Source organism: Chryseobacterium sp. C2(2020), assembly GCF_014218915.1.
GTDB lineage: Bacteria > Bacteroidota > Bacteroidia > Flavobacteriales > Weeksellaceae > Chryseobacterium > Chryseobacterium mucoviscidosis.
In genome coordinates, this window is sequence record NZ_JACLCT010000003.1 from 183,256 (window position 1) to 210,123 (window position 26,868).

Genomic DNA, 26,868 nt, shown 5'->3' on the forward strand with positions numbered 1-26,868 from the left:
ATGTAATGCTGATCTTACTGAAGTATCTTACGCCAAAGCATACGTTCTGAAGTTCAGCATTTTTACTTTTCCGGTATCCAGTAGAAAAATTAAATTTTCCAGAATATTCTCTTTTGAATGATAGCTGAGCTGGATAGAAAGTTCTTCAATCGTTGCCGGTCTTTTACTCAGCAAATTGAGGATTTGGTGTGAAATATTTTTCCCGAAAATCGACTGTTTGTTTCGTTCACATACCGAACATTGCCCGCAGTTTTTAGCGTTTTTTTCACCGAAATAGTTGAGAATGAGCTTCATTTTACAGTATTTATCATCTTCGATGTAAAATTTCATCTCTTCCCACTTCTGGATTTTATTTTTCTGAATATGTTCAAAAAGTTTCCAGTAAATGGATCCGTTTAATCTTTCGTCTCTTGGTTTTAAAAATTTAATGCTCGATAAAGCACCGTCAATATATTCCACATAGCCTTTTTGCTGAAGTTCTTTTAATCGTTCTTTGATTAATTCTACACTGGATCCGATTTTTCCGCTTACCTGCTGTTCACTGAACATCACTTTATGTGTAGTAATTCCGGAAATCGTACGAAGCATCAGTTCTAAAAAATAAGCCTCTTTTCTGGGCAACTGATCAATTTCATGGGCTTCCATCAATAACTGAAGCGATGAAAGACTTTTATGTTCGTTGAAATAAATTATTTCCTGATTGTGAAGAAAATTGAGAACATTTCTGATCTTCGCATTCGAAAGTTTCGTGAAATTATAAATTCCATTGATATTCAGTTGAAAAACTTTTTCCGGAAGCTCAAATTCGGCAACCTGAAAAATAGAGTAGAGGTAGGTAACGATTTTTAGAAATTCAGCTTTATTGGGAATCTGATTCTTTAAAATCTGATCAAAATTTAAAATTTCCTGCTTATTCCAAAGCAGAAATGCGAAACTTTCTTTTCCGTCTCTTCCGGAACGCCCGATTTCCTGATAATAATTTTCAATGGAAGGAGCAGGAGAGTAGTGAAGTACAAAGCGTACATTGTCTTTATCAATTCCCATCCCGAATGCATTGGTGGAAATTAAGACATGATTATTACTTCTGTTCCAGATTTCCTGTTTTGTATTTTTTTCTTTCGTGGATAAACCAGCGTGAAAATAATCTACATTTTTAAGCTGATTTTTTTTCAGAAATTCACTGAGGAGTTCGGCTTCTTTTCTTGTTCTCACATAAACAATTCCTGCTTCATTCGAGAATTTTAAAATATCATATACTTTCTGAAATTTATCCGAAACTTCTTCCATGAAAATTTTGATGTTGTCTCTTTTAAAACTTTTCTGAAAAACCTGCGGATTTTTTAGTTCCAGTTTTAATTTTATTTCCTCCAAAACTTTTGGCGTAGCAGTTGCCGTTAAAGCCAGACATGGAATTTTAGGATTATTTTTTCTGAATTCTTTGATATTCTGATAACTCGGGCGGAAATCCTGTCCCCATTCTGAGATACAGTGCGCTTCATCTACTGCGATGAAAGACAGTTCGATTTCTTCAATATTCTGGAGAAATTGTTTGTTGGTGATTCGTTCAGGAGAGACATACAGCATTTTTGTCAGTCCTTCTTTGCATCGGTCATAGATATTTTCAGCATCATATTCATCCAGTTCCGAAGACATATATTCTGCTTCGATTCCTCTTGATTTCAATTGGTTAACCTGATCTTTCATCAATGCCAATAAAGGAGAAATGACCAGACAGGTTCCTTCTTTTAATAAAGCGGGAAGCTGATAACAAAGAGATTTTCCGGCTCCTGTAGGCAACAGGACAAGAGTATCTTTTTCATTAATGACAGAATCTATAATTGCTTCCTGAGAATCGCGAAAACCATCATACCCCCAAAAATGTTTCAGGGTTTTAAATTTTAGCTCTTGAAAATCTTGCTGAGAAATCATAGGATAAAAGTAATAAAAGTATTCTGACAAAAAAAGCCACGCAATGCATGGCTTTTATATATTTAATAATAAATTTTTATTATTTAGCTTCGAAGTAAACTCTTCTGTTTGCTCTGTTTTTCCATTCAGGACATTTAGTAGCAGGGTCGCATTCAGGATATTTAAGGTCTTTTTCACCTCTACCTACTGCGTTAAGCTTACCGGACTGAACTCCGTTTTTAATTAAATAATCTTTTACGTTGTTCGCTCTTCTTTCAGAAAGTTTTTGGTTGTATGCATCAGAAGCTCTTGTATCTGTTGCTCCAACTACTGTGTAAGATCCATTAGAAGAATTAATATAATTTACGGCGTTGTTAAGAATTGGAGTGTTAGAAGGTAAAATTCTGTCTGAATTCAGATCAAATTCGATTCCATCTAATTTTGTTTCTTTTTCATCAACTGGTCCAACCGGAGTAGGAGCTGTTGTAGGGCAACCTTGGTTTTCTACTGGTCCCGGAACGGTTACACACTTATCGTATAGATCAATAACACCGTCTAAGTCAGTATCAAGAGCTACACCCGCACCGTCCACTCTTGCTCCTGCAGGAGTATCAAGCTGTCTGTCCCAATCGTCGCAAACACCGTCGTTATCAAGATCTCCTTTCTTACAAACTTCGATATCCTGATTTTTGTTAGCCAAAACATCTAATTTATAGTAGATCTCCTGAAGTGGATCGTGCCACATTAAGTGAGATTCGTGTTTTCCAAGTTTTAAAGAAACCCCTAAAGTAGCGTTGAAGAAGTTATCAGAAACCTGCTCTTCACGTTGGTTGATCGTGCTGTATTTGTCTCCTCCACCGTCAAATTCATCATCACCGGTAACGGCATACATTACTCTACCTTCGATATCGATTCTTCTGTTTACTTTAAATTTCACACCGGCACCTGCCTGAGCAAACATAGATCCAAGTTGGAACGGCTTGATTTCCGTTGCCAATCTTTGTCCTTTATCATCTTTCTGATAAGCTCTGTAGGCTAAAGTTCCGATACCTGCATATCCATGCAAAGCCCATCTGTAAGGAGAATGGTTATCCACTCTTCTGAATAGGTTTGAGAAGTTAATGTCTCCTAATAATGAGATTGCATCATATTGCGTTCTTGCAGCTACACGTTGATACGCTGAAGCGTCAGAAGGCGCAGAATCTTTTGTATTAAACCATCCCTGTCTCGTTTCTCCTCTGTCGTATTGTAAATTAAGACCAAAAGCGTGAGTAATGGCTTTATCAATACTTACATATGCAGAATAACCAAAAAGGTTTTTACCGTTTCCGCTTTTTATAGATGTTAAGTCTGCAGATTGAACTAATGGTACACCAGCACCGAAAGAGATTGCCCAATCGTTAAATCTTTTAGATTTATTGGTAAACGGGGAAACATTTGCAGAGCCCGAAGAAAACGTATTTGGATATTGCCCGTTTGAAACTACTGCAGTTGAGTCCTGTGCAAAGGCAACTGTAGGAACAGTAAGTGCTAATGCAACAATTGCTAAACTTAATTTCATAGTGTATTTTTTATTTAGTTAATTAAATGATTTAGTTATAATTATTTGGCTGTAGTAGGACAACCTTGATTTTCTACCGGTCCGGGAACCGTTACACACTTATCGTATAAATCGATTACGCCATCCAGATCCATATCTAAAGCAACTCCGGCTCCGTCTACTCTTGCTCCTGCAGGAGTATCAAGCTGTCTGTCCCAATCGTCGCATACTCCGTCGTTATCAAGATCACCTTTTTCACATACTACGAGTTCCGTGCTTTTGTTTTCCAGAACATTGGTTCTGTAATATGCTTCCTGTAAAGGATCGTGCCAAGCCAGATGAGAATTGTGTTTTCCTAGTTTGAAAGAAACACCTAAGTTCACTGTCCATGCATTATCAGATCTTCTTTTATCAAGCATATTATACTTTGATACTTTAGAAGTAACATCGTAATCTGCAGGACCTGCATTACCACCACCGTCGAATTCGTCGTCTCCACTGATGATGTACATCGTTCTCGCTTCAATGTCGATAAGTTTTGAAACTTTATATTTCAAACCTGCACCAAGCTGATAATAAATTGAGTTGATGTCTAACTTTTGGTTAATGAATAATGGAATTCTTGCAGGAGTAGTGCTCCATCTGAATTCATTATTATCATATAAAGAAGTATTGAAATTCATTAAACCAACACCGGCATAACCATGCAATGCCCATCTGTAAGGAGAATGATTGTCTACTCTTCTTAAAAGATTAGAAAAGTTTACATCTCCCATTAAAGCAATCTGGTTATATTTCGTTTTGGCTTCTGCCACTCCGGCAGCTACGCCTGCAGCTCCTTCAAGCTGTCCTCTCTGATTTGTTTCTCCTCTCTGATAAATAAGGCTGATTCCTACAACATGGGTAATCTGTTTGTCTAAACTCACATATGAATTGTAGCCCCAGTTGATTTTTTTATCTGTAATAGACTTCAGATCGGAGTGAACCATAAATGCAGCACCCCCACCTACTGATACAGACCAGTCGTTGAATCTTTTTGCTTTTGTGTCGAAAGGTTGAACATTGGCAGAACCTGAAGAAAATGTATTGGGATACTTATCATTTGAAGTAACAGCTATACTATCTTGTGCATAAGCAGCAATAGGCAACGTAGCCAATAATAATAAACCTAATTTCATACAATATGTTTTATGTTTTATTTGATAAAATTTCTTAATAATGTTTTTGAAAATTCTCTTTCAAAAAGATGCTTTTTGTGAGGGATCTCCAATCTTTCTGAGACAAATTTTAGTTCATTATAGGTAACGATATCTATGTCTATTACTCTATCAGAATATCCTCCTGAAGCTTTAGAATCGTTAGCTCTTCCCATTTCTTTTTCAATACTTTTAACAAAATCAAGCAGTTGAATCGGCGAAAGACGAGTAAACATTATCAGTGCAATATTACAAAAAATATTAGAACTGGCAAATTCTACGGGCTCGGATATTAAAAATTCACTTAATTTTAATATTTCATTTCCACCATTTTGCAGTTTTTTTATAGCGGTTTCAAGATTTTTTTTTTGATCTCCAAGATTACTTCCGAGTAACAAAACGACTTTATGTTGCGACATATTGTAAAATGATTGATTTATGAAAAGCTTTTTTAAAAATGTACTGGCAAATATAGTGGCTATTGTCATTTTAGGCGCTGTGTTTTTCTTCTTTTTTATCATCATGCTGGTGTTCAGCGCAATGGGAAGTGAGAAATCTGTGGTTGTAAAGAAAAATTCTGTCCTTACGATTAATTTAAAAACTAATATAATAGACAGTCCTACAGAAGAGCAGAAAGGACTTTTTAATATTAGTGAACAGACAAAAAATGTGTTGATTTATGATGCTATTGAAGCCATCGAAAAAGCAAAAACCGATGATAATATTAAAGGAATAAGCATTGAAGCCGATTATTTAAATGCAGGAATTACTCAGATTGACGATCTCAGAAATGCTATTCAGGATTTTAAAAAGAGCGGAAAATTTGTGTATGCTTATGGAAATACGGTTTCTCAGGCAGCTTATTATTTAGGATCGGTTGCAGATCAGTATTATCTTAATCCTTCGGGAATGATCGAGCTTAAAGGTTTGGCAACGGAAGTCGCTTTTTATAAAGATTTTGCCGACAAATACGGAATCGGGATTGAAGTTATCCGTCACGGAAAATTTAAATCTGCGGTTGAACCTTTTTTAAGAAATGATATTTCTCCGGAAAATAAAGAGCAATTAAGCACACTTTTAAATGATATCTGGAAAAACACTTCTTCAAGAATGGCGGTTTCAAGAAAAATAGATACGGCACAGTTCAGAACGGTGGTCGACAGTTTGTATGGAATGATTCCTGATTTAAGTTTAAAATATAAACTGGCGGACAAATTAATTCAGAAAACAGAATACGATCAATTAATTAAATCGAAGTTAAATTTATCAGGAGACGATAAGTTAAATAAAATTTCTTTAGGTAAATATATTGCTTCTTATTCTGATGATGAAAAATCGGGAGACAGAGTAGCGGTTTTGTATGCTTCAGGTTCCATTAACGGAGGAGACGATTATAATGATATCCATTCCGAGAAATACATTAAATACATCAAGGAACTTCAGGATAACGATAAAGTAAAGGCGGTTGTTTTCAGAATTAATTCTCCGGGAGGAAGCGCAAATGCTTCGGATGAGATTTTATTCGAATTGCAGCAGTTGAAAAAGAAAAAACCATTAATAGTATCTTTTGGAGATTATGCTGCTTCGGGAGGGTATTATATTGCAATGGCTGCAGATAAGATTTATTCTGAACCAAACACGCTTACGGGTTCTATCGGAGTTTTCGGAGTGATTCCTTATTTCAAGGATATTGCGAATAAAAACGGAATCCGTTCCGATATTGTTTCTACGAATGCGAATTCTCAATATTATTCTTCTTTAAACGGAGTTACGCCTTACGGAGTAAGCTTAATTACCAGAAGTGTGGAAGGAACTTATAAAAGATTCGTGCATTTTGTAACGCAGAACAGAAAACAGACTTTCGAACAGATCGACAGTGTAGGTGGAGGAAGAGTATGGAGCGGAACCAGAGCTAAACAGATTGGTCTTGTAGATGAATTGGGAACATTGAATGATGCCGTGAAATTTGCTGCTCAGAAAGCCGGTTTAAAGTCTTACGGAGTTTCTTCTTATCCTAAAAGCATGACGCCTTTCGAGCAGATTTTTAAAGATCTTAATGAAGAAGATATCTCTGCAAGAGTGGTAAAAAACAAAATTGGAAAAGCAAATTATGAACTTTTAGAGCAGATCGTGGAAGAAAGAAAACTACAGTCTGAAGTGAAAATGGAAATGCCTTACCAGATTAAAATCAACTAACTAAATTATATATTGTACAAAGAAACGGCGGATTTGAATTTCAAATCCGCCGTTTTAATTTTTTATGGCTAATCAAACTTAGCTTTTCTTCGTAAGCATTCCGTAAATCCACAGAACGATTAAAGCACCTCCCACTGAAAAAATAATGGGCCAGAAGTGAAACATTCTTTCATCGCTTGCTCCGCCGCCGCCAAATATGGCATTGGCAATAAACCCGCCGACAAAAGCTCCGATGATTCCTAAAATACAGGTCATTAGCCAACCCATATTTTGTTTGCCAGGCATTATCATTTTAGCCAAAGCACCTACAACCAGTCCGAAAATAATCCAAAGAATAAATGTGAACATAATAATTATTTTTTTAAAATTAGTGTTAATAGATACAGCTAATTTATAAAAAAATATGAGCTGTTATCTTTTTTTGAAAAATGAATCTACAAACTCCGTACCATTAAACAACTGCAGGTCCTGCATCTTTTCTCCGACACCTATATATTTCACAGGAATCTGGAACTGATCTGAAATCCCGATCACAACTCCTCCTTTCGCTGTTCCGTCAAGTTTGGTTACCGCTAAAGCATTAACTTCCGTAGCGGCTGTAAACTGTTTTGCCTGTTCAAAAGCATTCTGACCGGTAGAACCGTCAAGAACCAGTAAAATCTCATGAGGCGCATCCGGAATCACCTTCTGCATTACTCTCTTGATTTTAGAAAGTTCATTCATCAAATTAATCTTATTATGAAGTCTTCCTGCCGTATCAATGATAACCACATCTGCATTTTGGGCAACCGCGCTCTGTACCGTGTCAAATGCTACGGAAGCCGGATCTGAACCCATTTCCTGCTTTACAATAGGAACTCCGACTCTCTGGCTCCAGATTACCAGTTGATCCACCGCAGCGGCTCTGAATGTATCTGCCGCTCCTAAAACCACCTTTTTCCCTTCTGAAGTAAACTGATGTGCCAGTTTTCCGATAGTGGTTGTTTTTCCTACCCCGTTTACCCCGACAACCATAATGACGTAAGGCTTTTTGGAAGTGTCGATATTTCCTGTTCCGGCGTGAGGATTTTCAAGCAGAAGACCTGAGATTTCTTCACGAAGGATTTTATCAAGTTCGTTTACACCAACGTATTTGTCTCTTGCAACACGTTCTTCTATTCTTTCTATAATTTTGATGGTGGTAGATGCGCCGACGTCGGATGCAATGAGTACTTCTTCAAGATCATCAAGAACTTCATCATCTACTTTGCTTTTGCCGACTACGGCTTTCGTCATTTTTTCAAAGAAACCCTGGCTGGATTTTTCCAATCCTTTATCTAACGTTTCTTTTTCTTCTTTTTTAAAAATATTCTTAAACCAACTCATCTTATGAATTATGGAATTTTAATGTTTATGATGGAAGTAGGGGGAGACCAGAAGTTTAAAACCTGATTTTTAAGTTTTATGATGAACTTCCGGCATCCAGCTTCCGACTTCCAGATTAGATTAAAAGCAAAGATAACAAAAAAACTACCCAAAATATGAGTAGTTTTTTATATTGTAAATAAAGTGCAGATTATTTTTTCAAATAACCGTCAACTTCGTCTGCATTCATTACTTTTTCTTCGAAAACGTAAGCTCCTGATTTTGGAGACTTCACCATTTTCACCACTTTGGTCATTTTTTTAGACCCGGTTTGTAGGGTTGCTACTACTTTCTTTGCCATGGTAAATTATATTTTATAAATTACTTGATTTCTTTGTGAACTGTAACTTTCTTAAGAACAGGATTGTATTTTTTCAATTCCAATCTCTCTGTAGTGTTCTTTTTATTTTTAGTAGAAATGTATCTTGACATTCCCGGCATACCGCTCTCTTTGTGCTCTGTACATTCAAGGATTACTTGAACTCTATTTCCTTTTTTTGCCATGATTTAGTTCTTTTTTATCAATCCGTTTCTAGTAGCTCTTTCAATAGCTTCCTCGATTCCAATCTTGTTAATCACTCTCAATCCATGAGCTGATACTTTCAGTGTTACGTGCTTATCTTGCTCCGGAAGGTAAAATTTCTTCTCTAATAAGTTAATTTCAAAACGACGCTTCGTTTTGTTATTAGCGTGAGAAACGTTGTTACCAACCATTGCACGCTTTCCTGTTATTTGGCAAATTCTTGACATATCTCGATGTTCTTATTTGTACTATAATATTTGAGTGTGCAAAATAACGAAGAATTTTTCAGATAGACAAATCTTTTACAAAATTATTTATAAATAATATACAGATTATTAATCCCGATTTCTGGTAATATCACTCACAGCACGCACTGGCTTTAAGAATGATCTGTTTTATATTTCGGAAATAATAATTTTAAGCCTTTTGTGTCTTTCTCTGAAACCAGCGGATTAAAAAATAAAACAGCAGAAATCCTAAAGCAAAAATGGAGAATCTTGACAGAAGATCTCCTGATCTCGTATAAAAAGTCATCCCGTCATACAGGTTTATTTTAGAAAATAAAGCGGTTTTATCGCCGTAAAAAGTATCTTCCATGATTTCCCCTTTCGCATTAATATGAGCGGAAATTCCGCTGTTTGCAGCTCTTGCGATTTCTCTTCGGGTTTCAATAGCTCTTAATTTTGCGTAGGAAAGAAGCTGTTTATGCCCTTCTGTAACGCCCCACCATGAATCGTTGGTCATGATGGCTAAAAAATTCGCCCCTTTTTTTACATACTCTCCCGTAAATTCACCATAAATGCTTTCATAACAGATGATCGGAGCCATTTTTCCTTTGTTGAAAGGATTTGAAAAAGCAACCCTTTCTTTATCGGTTCCCAGAGAAGCAACCGTTCCGCCCAGATTAATCATTGCATCGCCCAGAAGTGGCTTTAAATAGTTCATATAAGGGAAGATTTCCACGCCCGGAACCAGCTTTCCTTTGTGGTAGACTTCTACCTTCTGATTCGGAATAACCTGCACCGCCGAATTAAAACTTTCCACCCAAAGTCCCGTATGAATCTGGTAAGCTTCTTTCGGTAGATTTTTTTCACTTGTAAAAAAACGATGCGAAGAAATTCCTGTTGCGAAAACCGAACCCGGATGTTGGGCTAAAAACCCTTTAAGATTATTTAAAATAACACTCTTTTCAAAAGCGGTTTCCGAAATAGAACCTCTTCCCGGAAGCGCAGTTTCGGGCGCAATGTAATAATCTATTTTTGTTTTAGAATTTCTTTCTGCAAGGCTTAGAAGATCGTTTTCAATCGTTAAGCTGTCCTGCGTGTATTTTTCTGCATACGGATCCAGATCAGGCTGAAGCATCAGAACATTAACGCTTCCGATGGGTTTTTCATCAAAATTATTATATTTTACCACAGAAATAATCATCGGAATAATGATTAAAGCGGCAACAATGGAGGTGTTTTTAATAAGTTCTTTTCTTTTTCTCCCTGCTTCCCAAATTCTTACAGTGTAGAAAATCAATACATTAATGAGCAGGATCCAGAAACTTCCGCCGGTTGCTCCTAAAGTATCGTACCATTGGATAAGTTTAGGATAATCGGAAAAAACATTTCCAAGATTCAGCCATGGCCATGTTAATTCCCAGCCTAAATGGAACTTTTCAAAGCTCATCCAGATCGCAATCAGAAATCCTAAACCCCAATAGGTTCCCTGTGCATTTTTGTACCAGTGATAGCATTGGAAAACCAATGAATACAGGAAAGAATTGACCAATACCGGAAATACAACCGCCATCATAGAATGGCTTCCGTCCGGATTTTTTGAACCATAAAGCCATCCTGTTGTTACCACATTCCAAATCACAAAACAAAGGTAGGAAAGTCCGAAAACGACCCAGCTTTTTCTGCTGTAATCTGAAAATTTAGATACTCCGTGTTCCATCATCAAAAGCGGAACCAGCGCAAAAAATATAAAAAACGGAACGCCGTAAGTAGGCCACGAAACGGACAAAAGCATCGCTGAAATGAGCGTAAGTAAAACGTATTTCATTAAATTGATTTAACATACAAATTTAATGTTTTTGAAATGAATAAATTTGCAAACGATGTTAAAGAAATTTTATAAAATCATTATTGTTCCTTATACGCTGTTTTTGCTGTGCCTCATGTTTTTCGGGATGGGCAGAACGCAGATGGAAGATAATCTGTTAACCATAGAGCCGATATTTTCTACCATCAATTTCATTAAAGGATGTATTTCCTGGAAAGAAATCGTGACCATTGTTGTCGGAAATGTGGTGATGTTTATTCCTTTCGGATTTCTCGGCTGGATTTTTCCCAGACTTCAGGATTTACAGAATCTCCTTTTTACGTTTATTTCGGCAATTACCATTGTGGAAGCGATTCAGTACTTTTCCAGAATGGGAATTTTTGAGGTGGATGATATTATTCTGAATACTTTTGGCGTATTTCTAGGCTTTTTAATGAAGAATTTTATCGAAAAACGATTTCCAAACTGGATGGTTTGAAATATTTAAGAATACATCACTGGAAATAGTTTTAGTCCAATTTAATAATAAGAAATAAAATCGGCTTTAGCCAAAACTTAGTATAAATTCAGGCTGAAGTCGATTTTTATTTATCCTCTGAAAAAGTCTGATTATCCATTCAGTTCCTTCGCACGTTTTTCTGCACTCAGAATTCCGCCCTTCAGAATTTCCTTTAAATTATTTTCATTGAAGGATTTCAGGGCAGCTTCAGTGGTTCCGCCTTTGGAAGCCACATCTTTAATGAGTTCTTCCAGACTTTTATCCGAATTGTTGATTAAATGATACGCTCCCAACATCGTCTGTTTCACAAAAAGCTGGGAAAGATTTTCCTCGATTCCCATTTCTACACCCGCTTTTATCATCGCATCGATGATGTAGTAAAAATAAGCAGGTCCGCTTCCCGAAAGCGCCGTAACACTGTCCAACAATTCTTCATTTTCCAGATAAACAGATCTTCCGGTAGAATTTAATAGTCTCTCGATACTAATTAACTGGCTGAAAGAAATTCCTTCCGCAGAAGTGTAGCCTGTAATTCCCATTCCGAGAAGAGTAGGAGAGTTGGGCATGGCTCTTACAACCAATGGATGATTTAATAATTTCTGAATTTTCTCGATTTTAATTCCTGCCATAATCGATAAAACCATCTGGTTTTCTTTTAGCTGAAACCGGAAATTTTCCGCTACGTGCTGAAAATCCTGAGGTTTTACGGCAATGATAATTAAATCTGCATCTAAATCTTTCACTTCATCAAAAGTAGAGATCTTAGACTTTGGAAATTCTTCCGAGATTTTAGAAAATTTAGACTGGTTTCTTGTAATTAAATGAAGGTTTTCAGGCTTTATCAGTTCATATTTCAGAAAAGACTTTGAAAAAGATAAGCCCATATTTCCGGCTCCGAGAATTGCTATTTTCATATTTGTGTGTTTTTAAATAATCAGTTCAATTTATTTTTTTTTAAATAATTAATTCAGCTATTTACTAAATAGTATATTTCATTAATGATACTACTTTCAGCAGAATTTAATTTATAATTTTTTTTATATTTTGATAGTTGTTCTTTTAATAATTTTTTATCAATAGATTTAAACTTATCTAAGGGGTTAATCAAAATTTCTGGATCAAATTTCTCTATAATTTTTTCAATATTATCTAAAGCATTAATTCTAATATTTGGATTCTTTAAATTTCTGTTAAGAAGACTTTTCTTAATTTTAATCTTAATAGTTTTCCATTCCATACAACTTAATTAGCCCAAGTACTTTTTTTTGGTTTTTTACCTAAAGAAGCCTTTTTAACGGTATCGGTAGATTTATCAGTTTCTAATGTTATGTTGATATCATCCAAATAAATAACCCATCGATTATTATTTGTGCCAGTTAGAGTTTCCGGATTAGCTTTAGATTCATTGTAAATTACATCAAAGACTTTCATACCAATTAATGAAGATAATTGTTTTTCTTCTCCGTTAATTGATGTAAATTTCCCTTCTTGACAGCTTATTACAACTGCTAAGCTCAACAGGATAAAGTATTTTTTCATGATTATTTGAATTTCAAACCTTAATTTAATTCTATTAAATTAAAAAATAATTTATGATAATTAAATAATATTCACCTCCCTTTCCAGTTCAATCCCGAATTTTTCTTTCACGGAATTAATAATTTCTGTTGAAAAATCAAAAATTTCCTTTCCGGTTGCGTTTCCTGTTGCGTTAACGATGACCAGAGCCTGTAATTTATGTGAGGCAGCATTTCCTATTTGTTTTCCTTTCCAGCCGGATTGTTCAATCAGCCATCCTGCAGGAACTTTTACAGAATTTCCGTTCGGATAGCCCGGGATATTTTCAAATTTCTGCTGTAATGTTTCAAACTGAGCCAAAGGAATCGTGGGATTTTTAAAGAAACTTCCCGCATTTCCTGTTTCTTTCGGATCAGGTAATTTGCTTTGCCGAATATTGATAACCGCTCTGGAAACATCCTGAATCGTAGGATTTTCAATACCTGAACTTTCAAGTTCAGACTGTATTGCGCCGTACTCTGTTTTGATCTTATGATTTCGGAAGGTAAGTCGGAACGAAACTTCTAAAATCACATATTTACCTTTTCCTTCCTGTTTAAAAATTGAGTCTCTGTACCCGAATCTGCATTTTTCAAGATCAAAAGTTTCAATTTCCAGAGTTTCAAGATTTAAAACCTTACAGTCATAAAAAACATCTTTAATTTCAGTTCCGTAAGCTCCGATATTCTGCATCGGCGAAGTTCCTACGTTCCCCGGAATTAAGGAAAGATTTTCCAGTCCGCCAAAATTCTTATCCAGACAGAACATCACGAATTCGTGCCAGTTTTCGCCTGCTTTTGCGGTAACCAGAACTTCATATTCATTTACAGGCTGCACGGAAATTCCTTTCAGGTTTAATTTAATCACCAATCCGTCAAAATCTTTTGTAAATAAAACATTGCTTCCGCCTCCTAAAAATAAAGTATTAAGCGAATGAGAGCCGGAGAAACTAATGGCTTCTTTCAGTTCTTCAACGGTATTTATTTCGGTGAAATATCTTGCTTTTACATCTACCCCGAAAGTATTGTATGGCTTTAGTGAATAATTTTCGTGCATTATTTTAGTTATATTCTGTTGGAAGAAGGGCGTTAATCTGGTCTTTTAATTTCTGAAGCTGTTGATAATAAATAGTATCCGAATACGAATTTACATAAACGTGGTATTTTTTCGGCGTTCTGATCTGGAAAGTTTCATCAAAACCGTCAACCGGCTGTTTGCTGGGAGAACTTTTTATTTTGTCTAACGTTTTTACATTAAGAGACGCCGTTACTCTTTTCCAGATTTGCGGGGTTATTGCAGATTTCCATTCTTTGTGGATTTTCTTTGCTGAAACTCCCTGTTCTGCAAAAACAGAATCCTTGTTAATTTTTACGATTTTGTAATTTCCGAGATCTCCACCGATATCCGAATAGCTTATCGAAATAATTTCGTTGGCGTTTCCGGAATAATTTTCTTCTTTCTTGCTGTTACATGAAAAAAATATCAGCAATAAAATAAATAGTGAGAACAATTTCAAACTATGATATTTTATTGCTGACATATTATGTTAGTTTAAATTAAAGACTGAATTCTGATTTGTATTTTTCAAGAGCATCTTTAAGGATTGCTGCGCTTCTTCTTAAATCTTCCTCTTTCAGAACGTAAGCAATTCTTACCTGCTTTTTCCCCAGTTCCGGATTGCTGTAGAATCCTCCTGCAGGAGCCACCATAATGGTTTCGTTATTGTGGGAATAGCTTTCCAGAAGCCACTGAGCAAACTTTTCAGTATCGTCTACCGGAAGTTCCGCAACGCAGTAGAATGCGCCTTTCGGTTTTGGGCAGATTACTCCCGGAATGGCGTTCAGTAAATCTACCAGAACATTTCTTCTGTGCGTATATTCTTCTCTTACCGCTCTGATGTAAGCTCCGTCATTTTGGTGAGCCGCCGTTGCCGCGATCTGTCCCAGTAAAACAGGGCTTAATCTTGCCTGTGCAAAAAGCATTGCCGCATCGTGGATTTTTTTAGAACGCGTAATCATACATCCGATTCTTACGCCGCACATTGAGTAACGTTTGGATTCTGAATCGATAATGATACAGTTCTCTGCCAGTTCAGGAAAAGCCAGCATAGAAACCTGCTGTTTTCCGTCGTAAACATACTCTCTGTATACCTCGTCTGAAATAACTACGATGTCATATTTTAAAGCAATTTCCGCCAGTTTCTGAAGTTCTTCACGGGTGTAAAGATAACCGGTAGGATTTCCGGGGTTGCAGATAACGATAGCTCTTGTTTTTTCGGTGATTTTTTTCTCAAATTCTTCAACCGGAGGAAGCGCAAAACCAGTATCAATGGTAGAAGGAATCGCTACTACATTTACATTGAACGTACTTGTAAATCCGTTATAATTGGCATAATAAGGTTCAGGAATGATTACTTCATCACCATCATCGCACAAAGTAGAAATGGCGAAATTTAAAGCTTCTGATCCTCCGTTGGTTACAATGAAATTATCCGGTGTAAGATCTGTGAAATCCAATGAATGATAATATTCTGTAAGTGCTTTTCTGTAGTCGATATTTCCTTCAGAAAGAGCATATTCCAATACTTTTAAATCAATATTCTTTAAAGCATTCAGTGCCGTTTCCGGAGTTTCAATATCCGGTTGCCCGATATTAAGATGATAAACTTTTGTCCCTTTCTGCTTCGCTTTTAGGGCGAAAGGAACCAATTTTCTTACCGGCGATGGCGGCATGTGGAGTGCTCTGTTTGAAATATTCGGCATTGTTCAAAAAATTTGTATGGCAAAAATAAGATATAATTTCTCAATAATAAAATAAAGCTTATAAAGAAAGAATTTTAACGGGTTAAGTTGAATGATTTGCTTTAAGAACCCCTTTAAAGTGAATATTTCCTTAATAATAGATACAGAAAGTGTTTTATTAATAATTTATTTTACTTTTGCCCGGAATTTAAATAGATATATGAAGAAATTAGATTTACTTTTTCCGGTTGTTTTGTTTTCGGTTCAGTCTGTTTTCGGGCAGAGAATTGATAAAGAAACCATCAGTTTTCAGTTGTTGAAAGAGCCTGTTTTTACAACAGATCTTGCCAACAGAAATTACACCATCACGGTAAAATCCCCTTATAATATTACGAAAGATGATGTTTTAAGGATGTCTAAAGAAGAGCATCAGAATCAGGTAAATAATTATCAGACGAATGTAGAAACCGCAAAGATCGAACATCAGGAAAGGCTGAAAGATTATGAAGCGGAAGTAAAAAAGCTTCAGGAAAAATTCAAGCTTGAATCTGCCGAGTACAATAAATTATCTGCTGTCGAAAAAATTGCCGCTGTAAACGGAGCGCCAATTTTAAGACTGCCTTCAAGACCTGTCCTCAATATTCCGCCGATGCCGGTTTACAGACAGCCCGACCTTAAAGATGCTTTAATTGTCGATAATAAAATTCTCGCTTCTCAGATGGATGTTGCCGGATTTTCAAAAGGAGGGAATCATCTTGATGTGCTTGTTGAAATGGAAAGAACGAATTTTCAGGACAATCAGGGGAAAACATTCGCCAATCAGCCGGTGAGAATTGTCGGAAAACAGAACGGAGTGGTTAAATTAGATAAAACGTACTTTTCAGACTTTGCCGAGATCGCAAGTGTACCTACAAATGAAATCAACCTCAATGTCCACGAAAAAAGATATCTGCAGAGAACAATGGACCGTACAAGAAATATCATCAATGATCATTTCGGATATCAGACCATCCATTCATCGGTTACTTTAGAAACGGTAAAAAATAAAGGGGATTACGACGATCTGGAAAAAGCATATATCTATGTAACGACAAATCTTAAAAAACTTCAGGCAAAATCCGATTACGCTCCCAATAAAATTGCCATGGAAAATATGCAGAAGGGAATTGAGATGTGGAAAGCTGCGCTTGGAAAAGTTAATTACAACGATAAAAAAGCACTGTACAACCAAAAAATAGGAGAGTATCTGTATTTCAATTTAATAAGGCTGAATCTTGCTTTGGGAAATTACACAGAAGCGGAAAAATATTTAAACGAACTTCAGGAACATTTGGTAGACATCAAACTGTCTTACGATGCGAACCTCGAATTAAAAAGATTAGAAGAAAAAATTTATAATAACTAAAGAAAATAATATGATTAAACAGATTATTGCCTCTGTAATGATTACCGCTTCTGTATGCGCATTTGCTCAGGTAAAAGTGGTGGAGGGAACAAAATTTACAACCGATGCCAATCTTGAAACCGACGAAAAACTGATTTTGGCAGACGATTACAATTCTTATATGTTCAGCGCGATTAATATCGACGGATTGATGAGAAACGTATTTCCGCACAAAAAGCTGCTGATGAGAAAACTCGATCAGAACGGAAGTCTTGTAGATACTTACATTCAGGATTACGCGAATAAAACCAACGGTGTTCTTCACAATTATCTGGGTTCTCAGCAGATAGATGAAGACCGTTTTGTGGCATTTACGGAAGAATATTTCGGAAAAGAAAACAGAAAAGAGGTTTTTCAGCACGTCTTCAGCAAAAAATCGGGAACGTTTACCACAAAAAGTATCGCAAAATATACGATTGAATCTACCAACAAATCGGGAACGACCTACGTGGTTTTTTCTGAGAACGGAAAATATGTAGCCGTTTTCAACGACCGATATGCCACGAAAAAAACAGACAACATCAATGATGCTCTGGTTCTCGATTTAAGAACATTAACGCCGCTTTGGAACAAAGAAATTTCTTTAAGCAGCGATTATGTGGAAAAATCATTAACCTTAACCAACTCCGGAAAAATTGTGTTGCTTCGTAAAGCTGCAGGCTGGAAAGAATCTTATAAAATAGAGATGGTTTCCAACACGGAAGATAAAGATCTGCCTTTTGATGATAAATATATTCCTGAAAAATTATACGCGATCAGCAAAAACGACAGCGATTATCTGGTAACTTTCGGAAGAAAAAATCAGGCAGTTACGATGGGTGGAAGTACATTCGGAACAGTAATGTTCTACGACATCAAATCCGGAAAAGCCGTAATCAGCAATACCAATCTTGCGGGAGCGAAAGATATGAACGATGTGAAAGTAATTAAAACCATTGTGAAAGGCGATGAAGTTTTAATGGTGGTTCAGCAGGAAAAGATCTCAAGACCGATGCCGACTGCGGTGAACCGTTTTCCCGATCCTGTGTATACGCTTGATGTTGGCGTTTTAATGAAATTCAATAAAGAAGGAGAAGTAAAGCAGTTTGTAGCGCTTGGAAGCAATCCTTCGGGAAGAAGAGTTCAGGTAATTGAATCCGGAGACAATCTGTATGTTTCTGCATTCTATCCGAAAGGAGCATTCGGAAATACAGGTTTCTCCATGAAATCTTTCGATTTTGGCACTCTGGCTCCGAAAGAACTTACACTCGATTATAAAGGAAGAAACTTCTTTCAGAATTATGGTTTCACAGACGGAAACTTAGTACAGTTTGTTCCGGCAAACAATAAATTGTTGTTTCTGGACAAAAACGGGAAAGACGTCCAGATGTTCAGCGTTTACAATTTTGTAAAATAATTTAATCAAAATAATATTAAAAGAATCAGCCTTAAATTTTTAGGGCTGATTTTTTTATCAGGATGGTTTTCGTAATTTGTCATATATAATAAACATTGCCTTGGTAGCCCTGCTTCAACTTTATTTAGATAAATATTTCATAAATAGTCATATTATGAATAGAATTTTATGGTTTCGCCAGATTTATAATGACGGAGAAAATTACAAATGTCCATGTTGTTTTACTGCTAAAAAAATTGTAAAGGATGATAAAGTTGCGTAATCACCTATTAAATTAGGACAAGTAAGAAAATTTCACTTTATAATGTAATAATTTGGAATTATTAAAAAAAATTACTTCCCCATTTATCGCAAAAAAGACTACCTTACTTTTGGGGTAGTCTTTTTTTGTATAATGATTTATTAGCAATTATTTTATAATCAATTTTTTTGTAATGTTTTTTAGATGTACATAGTAAATTCCTGAACTTAAATCTGATACCTCAATTTTCGTGTCGTTTAATTTAATAAACACGGTTTTTATAATTCTTCCAGCTTCATCAAATATTTCAACTTTTTCAACTTTTTCATTTATTCCAGATTTTGAGATCGTAAAATAATCAGTTGTTGGATTTGGATATATCGTGAATATATTTTTCTCATCTATTTCCGATGTATTTAAGTAAGACTGGTTAAAAAGTCTTGCTAATGATGCTGCAGAGGGATAATTGTAACTACCTGCAAGTAGCACTTTCCCATCTGGTTGTATAGACACAGAATTACCATAATTATAGGACGCACCAAAACTTACCAAAACTTTACCATCATAACTAAAGCTTGTATTTAAAGTTCCATTGTTATTGAAGTTGAGGATATAAAAATAAGAAATACCTCCAGTTTCAGTCTTGCCTACCGCATAAATTTTTCCAGTATTATCAATGTCTAGATCAGCAATTATACCATCCGAACTGGAGCTGTCAAGATCTACGATTATCTTGCCGTTATTCCCGAATCCTGTATCCAATGCTCCATTTAGAGAAACTTTGTAAAGTGCTGCGTCACCATTATTTCCAGAAGTGTAACCTCCTATGAGAACTGAATTGTCAGGAAGGAAATAGAAAGTTCCAAAATAAAAATTACCGTCTGTTGTGAATGTCTTTTTTCCTCCAGTTCCGAAAACAGAATCCAGTGATCCGTCAGGTTGTAACAGACACCATGCACCATCTCTATAATATGTTTTACCACCAATAAGTATTTTGGAATCATTTAAAATTTTTATCTTGTGTGCTTCATCATCATTAATTGTAGAAGTGTAAGTAAAACCTATTAATGTCTTTCCATCATTGCTAAAATCGGAATCCAGTGATCCGTCGATATTAAGTCTTGCAACAGCAAAATCTGTTGATGGACTATTGTAATAGGTTCCGGCTACAACAATTTTACCGTCTGGCTGTAAAGCGATATCTTTTATTTGATTCAGAGTAGAACTATAAGAACTCATTGAAAAAATACTTTTTCCCTGGTTTCCAAAAGTAGTATCTGCAGTTCCGTTTACATTCAGTCTGAGTACCCCAAAATAGTAATTGTCTCCGGCATTATTCTGAGCAACGGCACCTCCCAGAATTATTTTTCCATCTGGTTGCAATTCAACAGTTTTTGCGAAGTTATTATAACCTAAGCCACTCATATCTAAACTGACGAATCCATTAGATCCAAAGCTTGTGTCAATACCTCCATTAGAATTAAATCTTACCGCATAAAACTTATTATTACTGGAAGTACCAGTTGTAGATGCACCCACTGCAACGATTTTTCCATCGGGTTGGGTGGCGGTGTCATAAATAATCTGAGTTGAAAAATAATTGGACGTTACTTTGCCTCCGATACCGAAGTTAGAATCAAGGGTTCCCGCAGTTTGACTTTGAAAATATCCACAAAATACCAATAGAACGCCTAGGAAAGTAATTTTTTTATTCATTTATATTAATTTTAGGCTGCAAATATAACAAAAACAGTAAAAAGAAAATTTTTGTAGGAGAATTTATTGTTTAATTTTATTGACTATTTTAGAAAAGATTAAAAAAAACTGAAAAATATGCAGATTTAATCCGTTTCCGAAGATGATTATACGTCCCAGATTTTCTTGGAAAAGTAAAAAGAGTAAAATTCTCAAACCCGGCAATCGCCTTTTCAGAGCCACCGCCGAAAGGAGGAAGCCTTCGGGAACTGCCGAAACCATCTCGCCAAGAGGAGTAAATTTTCGTAACTCTCCGAGGGTATTCCGCCCAAGGCTACATACTAGCGGGAACTGCCGAAATCATCTCGCCAAAAGGAATATGATTTCGGAAACCTCCGAAGCTAAAACGCCGGAGTGAGCATATTTTAGGAACTTCTTTAAATTAATTTCGGAATTAACCGCAAAAGATGCAAAAGATAATGATAAAGCGAATTTCCAGAATAATCAAAGCGCTCAAAAGAATAAAAATCAAAGATTTTTAAAAACTATTGTGATCTTTTTTATTTATAATCGCCAGCTTTAAATAAACAATTAGTTCATCTTTTACGACTTTTGCGGTTAAATAAAATGTGTAAACAGATTTCATAACTAAAAATCCTTCGTGAGCTTTGTGTTCAATTAAGCATCAAGGTTAAAACCTGCGAATCAAAAAAGTTAAAACAAACTTATACATTTAAAATCCTGTTCCGCTAAATTTTTGTTAATTTGGAGAATTATTAAAACTGAAAAATATGCAGATTCCATCCGTTTCCGTTGATGATTATATTTCCCAGATTCCCGAAGAAAGACAGGAAATATTCAGAAAAATGTATCAGACAATTAATGATAATTTACCCGAAGGTTTTACGCAGGGTTCAAGCTACGGAATGATCGGTTGGGCAGTTCCTCTGGAAACATATCCCGATGGTTATCACTGTACACCGGGATCGCCTTTGCCTTTTATCAGCATTGCCTCCCAGAAAAATTTCGTCGCATTGTATCACATGGGAATGTATGCGAAACCCGAACTGCTGAACTGGTTTGTAGAAGAATTTCCGAAACATTCCAAAAAGAAGCTAGATATGGGCAAATCCTGTGTGCGCTTCAAAAAAATGGAAGATATTCCGATGGAATTGTTGGCAGAAATGAGCCGGAAAATGACTGTTGAAGAATGGATTGATATTTATGAAACCAATTTTAGAAAGAAATAATTTTTTACTGAAAGTTTTTACGGCTTTTTCCCTTTTTGTCCTGATAATGGGGTGTAAAAACTCACAGATTTCAGGTTTGAAGAATGGAGATTTGCTTTTTGTGACCGCAAAACAAACGGGACTTTCAGGAGCCATTAATAATGTCACCCAAAAGCAGGAAAATGCTTCGTTCGACCACATCGGTATTGTGGAAAAAGGTAAGGACGGAATTTTCGTACTTCACGCCGCTCCAAAAGGCGGTTCGCAGAAGCAGGAAATGAAGGATTTCCTGAAAGACCAGTCGGAAGAAGGACAGCGGATTATAGTTTACCGTCTGAAATCCGAATACCAGAAATCGATTCCTTCCGCGCTTAAAAAGGCAGAATCGATGGTAGGTAAACCTTACAATTTCAATTATATTCTGGACGAAAACTCGTATTACTGTTCAGATTTTATAGAAAGAGCTTTTCGGGAAGATCATATTTTTAAGCTGGAACCAATGACCTTCATCGATCCGGAAACAGGAAAAACAAATGTTTTTTGGGAAGAATTCTATCAAAAGAAAAACTTGAAAGTTCCTGAAGGAGAGTTAGGCTGTAATCCAAATGGTCTGGCTGCTTCTCAAAAACTGGAAAGAGTGATGGAACTAAATAAAAAATAAATTATATTAAGATTCAATAGGAACGGGCTTAGCCCGTTTTTTTTATGAAAAAAATCAAATGGTTTTAACCGAAAAATAAACATCAGAGAAAAAATTTGATTAAAATTAAAAAAATATTACCCTACTAATTTAGTAGACTATTATTTTTTTATATTTTTGTCAGACAATTAGCACAGAGCAACAGAATATTAAATCTGAAAAAAGTTTTCTCTGAAAGTTTAACCCTAAAATGTTGAGTTATGATAACACCAAATCCGGGACTACAGGTTTTACAAAATCAATTAAACCTGCCCAAAAAAGAATGGATACTGGAAGTAGAGCTGAATGGTAAAATGAAATTCGAACATTTAATGAATACCATTTACCATCAGTTCGGGATTTGTCATAAAGTGTTATCGGCTAACGTAGAATATGTAGACGGAAGAAGTTTCGGTGCAGTTCAGCTTTATATTAATGTAAGCTCAGAAGATTTTAAGCAATTAGAATTTTATCTGGAAAAAAATAAGCTTTTGAGTACCACGGTAGAATATACCTGTAGAAAATATACTTAAGAAATTCATATAGTTTTAATTACAACAAACGACCGTTACATTTTTTGTGACCGGTCGTTTTTATTTTTTGTTGAAATTAAGAACCTTTTTAAATTTTTATAATTATTTTTTTTGGTGCAGGGTTTAATTCATTTTTTTACATCTTATTTTCAGAAAGCAAAGTCAAATAAAACTTGCTTCATGAAACCTGAAAACGCCGTTTGATCAAATCAACTTTTTGATTACTCTTTGTTTGCTTTATAATTAGTAATGTAAATATAATTTTGGAATGATGATTTTTGAATATTTAATCAAATTTAAACAGTTTCTAAAGCTAAAAAAAGACCACTCAAAAAGTGGTCTCAATATTTTAAATAAAAATTAAATTCTTTCAATATCCGCTCCGATTGCTTTCAGTCTTCCGTCGATATTTTCATAACCTCTGTCGATCTGTTCGATATTGTGGATAATAGATTTTCCTTCTGCGGAAAGGGCAGCAATTAAAAGAGCATTTCCTGCTCTGATGTCAGGAGAAACCATCGTCGTTCCTCTCAGCGGAGTTTCCTGATTTAGCCCGATTACCGTTGCTCTGTGCGGATCGCAAAGAATGATCTGCGCTCCCATATCGATCAGTTTATCTACGAAGAATAATCTGGATTCAAACATTTTCTGGTGAACCAGAAGACTTCCTTTTGCCTGAGTTGCCACCACTAAAATAATGGATAGCAAATCCGGAGTAAATCCTGGCCAAGGTGCATCGGAAATCGTTAAAATAGATCCGTCGATAAATTTTTGAATTCTGTAATTTTCCTGCGCCGGAATAAAAATATCGTCATTGCTCTGCTCAAGCTGAATGCCCAGTTTTCTGAACGTATTCGGAATAACACCAAGCTGATTCCAGTTTACGTTTTTAATGGTAATTTCAGATTTTGTCATTGCAGCAAGACCAATCCATGAACCGATTTCCACCATATCCGGAAGCATTGTATGCTCCGTTCCGTGTAGATGTGAAACCCCTTCGATGGTTAATAAATTGGATCCAATTCCTGAAATATTGGCTCCCATTCTGTTCAGCATTTTGCAAAGCTGCTGAAGATACGGTTCGCACGCCGCGTTATAAATTCTGGTTTTTCCTTTTGCCAAAGCTGCAGCCATCACGATGTTGGCTGTTCCTGTTACAGAAGCCTCTTCAAGCAGGATAAACTTACCGTTGAGTTCTTTCGCTTTTAATGAATAGAAGAATTCTTCCTCATCATAATGAAATTCAGCACCCAGTTCTACAAGTCCCTGAAAGTGAGTATCTAATCTTCTTCTTCCTATTTTATCGCCTCCCGGAGTCGGCATATACGCTTCACCGTATCTCGCCAACATTGGTCCCATCAACATGATCGAACCTCTCAGTTTTGCGCCGTCTTTTTTAAATTCGTTTGATTTTATATAATCAAAATTTACTTTATCAGCTTTGAAAGTATAATCGCCGTGTCCGTTTTTGGTAACCTGTACACCAAAGTCGCCCAGAATCTCAATTAATCGATTAACGTCGTGGATATCGGGAATATTTTTAATTCTTACTTCCTCATCTGTCAACAAAACAGCACAAAGAATCTGAAGAGCTTCGTTCTTAGCTCCCTGTGGAGTAATTTCACCTTGCAGTCTTTTTCCTCCTCTTATTTGAAATGTTCCACTCATGTCTACTTTCTTTTATTATGATTGTTGTTGTTATTGTTGTTGTGCCTTCTTTTGTTGTTCTGGTTGTTTCGGTTGTTATTCCTGTTGTTATTGTTGTTATTTCGGTTATTATTATTGGTCGTGTAATAGATTTTGCTCTTCTCAAGAGAATCTATTCCGGTAAGATCCAGCCTGTTTTCCGAAAGTTCTTTCAGGTGACGGAAGATTACATCGTCCGTTACGTGTTCTTTATTATAGACATTGTAAGATTTCTTCATATTGTTGGCAATCACCTCGATCAAAGCTTCTTTTTCGTCGCCCTGTTCAAGTTCGATGGCTTTTTCAATTAACTGAAGAATACTTTTCCCGTAAAATTTAAAATCACCCTGAAGTTTTGGATATTCCATTCTCTTCGGTTTTTCTTCAAGTTCTTCTTTCGTAGGAAAAGGGTAGGGAGAATCTACATCCAATTCATGATTGGCTAAAATATAAAGATGATCCCAAAGTTTATGTTTATAATTTTCTTCGTCTCGCAGCTGCGGGTTTCTCTGACCCATAAAATCAATGATCGCCATTGCCATTTCGCTTCTCTCTTCTTTTGTAGGAAGCTCTTTACAACGTTCAACCAACTGTTGTATAATTCTGCCGTATTCCGGCAAATGAAGCTGAGTTTTTTGGGTATTGTATTCCATAGTCTGCAAATATATGGAATAATGGAAAAATTGTACCGAAAATCTTAAAAGTTTATGATTTTTTAATGAATCCTCCGAATAACGATTTGAAGAGATTTGTTAGATAAAATTAAAATTATTTCACTTGGTTTAGAATTTATTTCAATAAAATTGTAATTTAGTTGATACTTTAATAATTTAAATTTTTAACATGAAAAAAACACACTTTTTACTTTCATTGCTGGCTTTAGGTATTGTAAGTTCCTGCCAGAACAATGATGAAACAATCAGCGAAAGCTCAAAACAGTTAGAAATTCATGATAAAATTGTGAATGTTACCAATCATGACGGGCGACCTTTCAGTACAGGAGCGGGAGTTTCTTCCACCTCAAAATTTGTTGCCGGACCGGGTGGAAGTGTCCTTATGCAGGGATTTTACTGGGATGTTCCGGATGGAGGAAGCTGGTGGAATACCGTAAAAACCAAAGTAACCGATTGGTCGAATGCAGGAATTGGAGCGATATGGCTTCCTCCGGCTTCAAAAGCCCAGAACGGAGCCTATTCTATGGGGTACGATCCCACGGATTATTACGATTTCGGAAATTTTAACCAGAACGGAAGTGTGGAAACACGTTTCGGATCAAGAGCGGAACTGGAAGCTCTGATTACAAAAGCTCATGACGAAAATATGCAGGTGTACGCCGATATTGTCATCAATCACAACAGTGGTGGTCAGTCGGAAGCGAATCCTTACACAGGAACCAGTACCTGGACCAATTTTTCGGGGGTAGCATCAGGAAAATTTCCAAGAAATTACAACGATTTTTACAAAAATTCTTACGGCAATAATGATGAAGGTGCTTTTGGCGGTTTTCCGGATCTTTGCCACGCCAATCCTTATGTGCAAAGCTGGCTTTGGGAAAGGGATGATTCTGTTGCTAAGTATTACAAAAACGTCATGAAGTTTGACGGATGGAGATTCGATTATGTAAAAGGTTTCGGACCATGGGTGGTTAATAAATGGAATGCAAACGTAGGTGGATTTTCTGTGGGAGAATTATGGGATTCTAATGTAAATACGCTGGAATGGTGGGCAAATAATGCCAACAGTTCGGTTTTTGATTTTGCAGCCTATTATAAAATGGATGAAGCATTTGATAACAATAATTTAAATGCTCTGAATGATGATATGATGTGGAAAAGAAATCCTTTTAAAGCGGTGACTTTTGTTGCCAATCACGATACAGACATCATTTACAATAAAATGTTGGCGTATGCTTATATTTTAACGCACGAAGGATATCCTACGATTTTCTACAGAGATTATGAAGAATGGCTGAACAAAGAGCGATTAAACAACCTGATCTGGATTCACAATAACAAAGCTACCGGAACAACTTCTATTTTATATACGGATAACGACGAATACATTGCAAGAAGAAACGGCTACAACGGAAATCCGGGATTGGTAGTTTACATCAATAACTCTTCAACGTGGCAGGAAAGATGGATTCAGACGAACTGGGCAAGTCAGCAGATTAAAGATTTTACAGGAAGTTCAGGCTGGTATCCTACAACGCAGGGCGACAAATGGGTAAAAATTCAATGCGCTCCGAAATCTTATTCTGTATGGTCTTTGAACCAGTAGAAGAACAGGATTTAATAAACATAAGACTGCTTTATAGTAAGGCAGTCTTTGTTTATTCGTGATAAAAGT

The 26,868-nt window shown here is 36.0% G+C and carries 27 protein-coding genes; 8 read left to right on the forward strand and 19 right to left on the reverse strand.

Annotated features, from left to right (window positions below; all coding sequences use genetic code 11):
- Nucleotides 1-27 precede the first annotated feature (27 nt).
- The 4 genes from H6W52_RS03225 to folK all read right to left on the reverse strand — a co-directional run bounded on the left by H6W52_RS03225 (nucleotide 28) and on the right by folK (nucleotide 5,063).
- The gene (locus H6W52_RS03225; RefSeq protein WP_116097472.1) at nucleotides 28-1,929 is read right to left on the reverse strand and encodes an ATP-dependent DNA helicase RecQ; all 1,902 of its coding nucleotides are present in this window, start codon (nucleotides 1,927-1,929) and stop codon (nucleotides 28-30) included.
- A gap of 79 nt (nucleotides 1,930-2,008) precedes the next feature.
- Nucleotides 2,009-3,469 (reverse strand): OmpA family protein, encoded by a 1,461-nt coding sequence (locus H6W52_RS03230; RefSeq protein WP_116097474.1) that lies wholly within the window; start codon nucleotides 3,467-3,469, stop codon nucleotides 2,009-2,011.
- Between the two features lie 41 nt (nucleotides 3,470-3,510).
- Nucleotides 3,511-4,626 (reverse strand): outer membrane beta-barrel protein, encoded by a 1,116-nt coding sequence (locus H6W52_RS03235; protein WP_087712359.1) that lies wholly within the window; start codon nucleotides 4,624-4,626, stop codon nucleotides 3,511-3,513.
- A 17-nt stretch (nucleotides 4,627-4,643) separates the two neighbouring features.
- Nucleotides 4,644-5,063 (reverse strand): 2-amino-4-hydroxy-6-hydroxymethyldihydropteridine diphosphokinase, encoded by a 420-nt coding sequence (gene folK, locus H6W52_RS03240; RefSeq protein WP_116097476.1) that lies wholly within the window; start codon nucleotides 5,061-5,063, stop codon nucleotides 4,644-4,646.
- A gap of 19 nt (nucleotides 5,064-5,082) precedes the next feature.
- Between folK and sppA the strand changes: the two genes are divergently transcribed.
- Nucleotides 5,083-6,840, forward strand: a complete 1,758-nt coding sequence (gene sppA, locus H6W52_RS03245) for a signal peptide peptidase SppA (protein ID WP_116097478.1) — start codon at nucleotides 5,083-5,085, stop codon at nucleotides 6,838-6,840.
- 78 nt (nucleotides 6,841-6,918) lie between these two features.
- Here the strand turns inward: sppA and H6W52_RS03250 are convergent, their stop codons facing one another.
- From H6W52_RS03250 to lnt, 6 genes are all read right to left on the reverse strand, one after another.
- Nucleotides 6,919-7,188, reverse strand: coding sequence for a GlsB/YeaQ/YmgE family stress response membrane protein (locus H6W52_RS03250; protein WP_076390923.1), 270 nt, complete (start codon nucleotides 7,186-7,188; stop codon nucleotides 6,919-6,921).
- Nucleotides 7,189-7,251: 63 nt separating this feature from the next.
- A complete protein-coding gene (gene ftsY, locus H6W52_RS03255) occupies nucleotides 7,252-8,205 on the reverse strand; it encodes a signal recognition particle-docking protein FtsY (RefSeq protein ID WP_087712363.1) in 954 nt (317 codons plus the stop codon).
- A 190-nt stretch (nucleotides 8,206-8,395) separates the two neighbouring features.
- Complete coding sequence (locus H6W52_RS03260; protein ID WP_087712364.1) at nucleotides 8,396-8,545, reverse strand: DUF4295 family protein; 150 nt, start codon at nucleotides 8,543-8,545, stop codon at nucleotides 8,396-8,398.
- Between the two features lie 20 nt (nucleotides 8,546-8,565).
- Nucleotides 8,566-8,748 carry a 50S ribosomal protein L33 gene (gene rpmG / locus H6W52_RS03265; RefSeq protein WP_027379950.1) on the reverse strand — a complete coding sequence of 61 codons (183 nt, stop codon included), beginning with the start codon at nucleotides 8,746-8,748 and terminating at the stop codon, nucleotides 8,566-8,568.
- Nucleotides 8,749-8,751: 3 nt separating this feature from the next.
- Nucleotides 8,752-8,994, reverse strand: a complete 243-nt coding sequence (gene rpmB, locus H6W52_RS03270; RefSeq protein ID WP_002976757.1) for a 50S ribosomal protein L28 — start codon at nucleotides 8,992-8,994, stop codon at nucleotides 8,752-8,754.
- 190 nt (nucleotides 8,995-9,184) lie between these two features.
- Nucleotides 9,185-10,819, reverse strand: a complete 1,635-nt coding sequence (gene lnt / locus H6W52_RS03275) for an apolipoprotein N-acyltransferase (RefSeq protein WP_116097480.1) — start codon at nucleotides 10,817-10,819, stop codon at nucleotides 9,185-9,187.
- Nucleotides 10,820-10,874: 55 nt separating this feature from the next.
- On the opposite strand from lnt, the gene H6W52_RS03280 reads away from it, so the two are divergent.
- A complete protein-coding gene (locus H6W52_RS03280) occupies nucleotides 10,875-11,297 on the forward strand; it encodes a VanZ family protein (RefSeq protein ID WP_116097482.1) in 423 nt (140 codons plus the stop codon).
- A 131-nt stretch (nucleotides 11,298-11,428) separates the two neighbouring features.
- Here the strand turns inward: H6W52_RS03280 and proC are convergent, their stop codons facing one another.
- The 6 genes from proC to H6W52_RS03310 are packed head-to-tail and all read right to left on the reverse strand — an operon-like array spanning nucleotide 11,429 to nucleotide 15,637.
- Nucleotides 11,429-12,232 (reverse strand): pyrroline-5-carboxylate reductase, encoded by an 804-nt coding sequence (gene proC / locus H6W52_RS03285; protein WP_116097484.1) that lies wholly within the window; start codon nucleotides 12,230-12,232, stop codon nucleotides 11,429-11,431.
- A gap of 53 nt (nucleotides 12,233-12,285) precedes the next feature.
- Entirely contained in the window at nucleotides 12,286-12,555 is a 270-nt protein-coding gene (locus H6W52_RS03290; RefSeq protein WP_116097486.1) for a hypothetical protein, read from the reverse strand.
- Nucleotides 12,556-12,560: 5 nt separating this feature from the next.
- Nucleotides 12,561-12,857 carry a hypothetical protein gene (locus tag H6W52_RS03295; RefSeq protein ID WP_116097488.1) on the reverse strand — a complete coding sequence of 99 codons (297 nt, stop codon included), beginning with the start codon at nucleotides 12,855-12,857 and terminating at the stop codon, nucleotides 12,561-12,563.
- 60 nt (nucleotides 12,858-12,917) lie between these two features.
- Nucleotides 12,918-13,931, reverse strand: coding sequence for a UDP-N-acetylmuramate dehydrogenase (gene murB, locus H6W52_RS03300; RefSeq protein WP_116097490.1), 1,014 nt, complete (start codon nucleotides 13,929-13,931; stop codon nucleotides 12,918-12,920).
- A gap of 4 nt (nucleotides 13,932-13,935) precedes the next feature.
- Nucleotides 13,936-14,415 carry a hypothetical protein gene (locus H6W52_RS03305; RefSeq protein ID WP_116097492.1) on the reverse strand — a complete coding sequence of 160 codons (480 nt, stop codon included), beginning with the start codon at nucleotides 14,413-14,415 and terminating at the stop codon, nucleotides 13,936-13,938.
- A gap of 16 nt (nucleotides 14,416-14,431) precedes the next feature.
- The gene (locus H6W52_RS03310; protein ID WP_076390929.1) at nucleotides 14,432-15,637 is read right to left on the reverse strand and encodes a pyridoxal phosphate-dependent aminotransferase; all 1,206 of its coding nucleotides are present in this window, start codon (nucleotides 15,635-15,637) and stop codon (nucleotides 14,432-14,434) included.
- A 199-nt stretch (nucleotides 15,638-15,836) separates the two neighbouring features.
- On the opposite strand from H6W52_RS03310, the gene H6W52_RS03315 reads away from it, so the two are divergent.
- Together H6W52_RS03315 and H6W52_RS03320 are read left to right on the forward strand one after the other, a co-directional pair.
- The gene (locus H6W52_RS03315) at nucleotides 15,837-17,021 is read left to right on the forward strand and encodes a hypothetical protein (protein ID WP_116097494.1); all 1,185 of its coding nucleotides are present in this window, start codon (nucleotides 15,837-15,839) and stop codon (nucleotides 17,019-17,021) included.
- Nucleotides 17,022-17,031: 10 nt separating this feature from the next.
- Complete coding sequence (locus H6W52_RS03320; RefSeq protein ID WP_116097496.1) at nucleotides 17,032-18,456, forward strand: hypothetical protein; 1,425 nt, start codon at nucleotides 17,032-17,034, stop codon at nucleotides 18,454-18,456.
- A gap of 409 nt (nucleotides 18,457-18,865) precedes the next feature.
- Here H6W52_RS03320 and H6W52_RS03325 read toward each other — a convergent pair whose 3' ends face one another.
- Nucleotides 18,866-20,413, reverse strand: coding sequence for a T9SS type A sorting domain-containing protein (locus tag H6W52_RS03325; protein WP_116097498.1), 1,548 nt, complete (start codon nucleotides 20,411-20,413; stop codon nucleotides 18,866-18,868).
- Between the two features lie 770 nt (nucleotides 20,414-21,183).
- Here H6W52_RS03325 and H6W52_RS03330 point away from each other — a divergent pair.
- The 3 genes from H6W52_RS03330 to H6W52_RS03340 all read left to right on the forward strand — a co-directional run bounded on the left by H6W52_RS03330 (nucleotide 21,184) and on the right by H6W52_RS03340 (nucleotide 22,833).
- Nucleotides 21,184-21,642 carry a DUF1801 domain-containing protein gene (locus H6W52_RS03330; RefSeq protein ID WP_116097502.1) on the forward strand — a complete coding sequence of 153 codons (459 nt, stop codon included), beginning with the start codon at nucleotides 21,184-21,186 and terminating at the stop codon, nucleotides 21,640-21,642.
- Nucleotides 21,617-22,282 carry a YiiX/YebB-like N1pC/P60 family cysteine hydrolase gene (locus H6W52_RS03335; RefSeq protein WP_116097504.1) on the forward strand — a complete coding sequence of 222 codons (666 nt, stop codon included), beginning with the start codon at nucleotides 21,617-21,619 and terminating at the stop codon, nucleotides 22,280-22,282. Before H6W52_RS03330 ends, H6W52_RS03335 begins: the two co-directional genes overlap by 26 nt.
- 239 nt (nucleotides 22,283-22,521) lie before the next feature.
- Entirely contained in the window at nucleotides 22,522-22,833 is a 312-nt protein-coding gene (locus H6W52_RS03340; RefSeq protein WP_116097506.1) for an NIL domain-containing protein, read from the forward strand.
- A 360-nt stretch (nucleotides 22,834-23,193) separates the two neighbouring features.
- Here H6W52_RS03340 and murA read toward each other — a convergent pair whose 3' ends face one another.
- Together murA and H6W52_RS03350 are read right to left on the reverse strand one after the other, a co-directional pair.
- On the reverse strand, nucleotides 23,194-24,501 hold the full coding sequence (murA, locus tag H6W52_RS03345; protein WP_116097508.1) for a UDP-N-acetylglucosamine 1-carboxyvinyltransferase: 1,308 nt from the start codon (nucleotides 24,499-24,501) through the stop codon (nucleotides 23,194-23,196).
- Between the two features lie 2 nt (nucleotides 24,502-24,503).
- On the reverse strand, nucleotides 24,504-25,172 hold the full coding sequence (locus H6W52_RS03350; RefSeq protein ID WP_076390937.1) for a DUF4290 domain-containing protein: 669 nt from the start codon (nucleotides 25,170-25,172) through the stop codon (nucleotides 24,504-24,506).
- Nucleotides 25,173-25,362: 190 nt separating this feature from the next.
- Between H6W52_RS03350 and H6W52_RS03355 the strand changes: the two genes are divergently transcribed.
- Entirely contained in the window at nucleotides 25,363-26,799 is a 1,437-nt protein-coding gene (locus H6W52_RS03355; protein ID WP_116097510.1) for an alpha-amylase, read from the forward strand.
- Nucleotides 26,800-26,868: the final 69 nt, after the last annotated feature.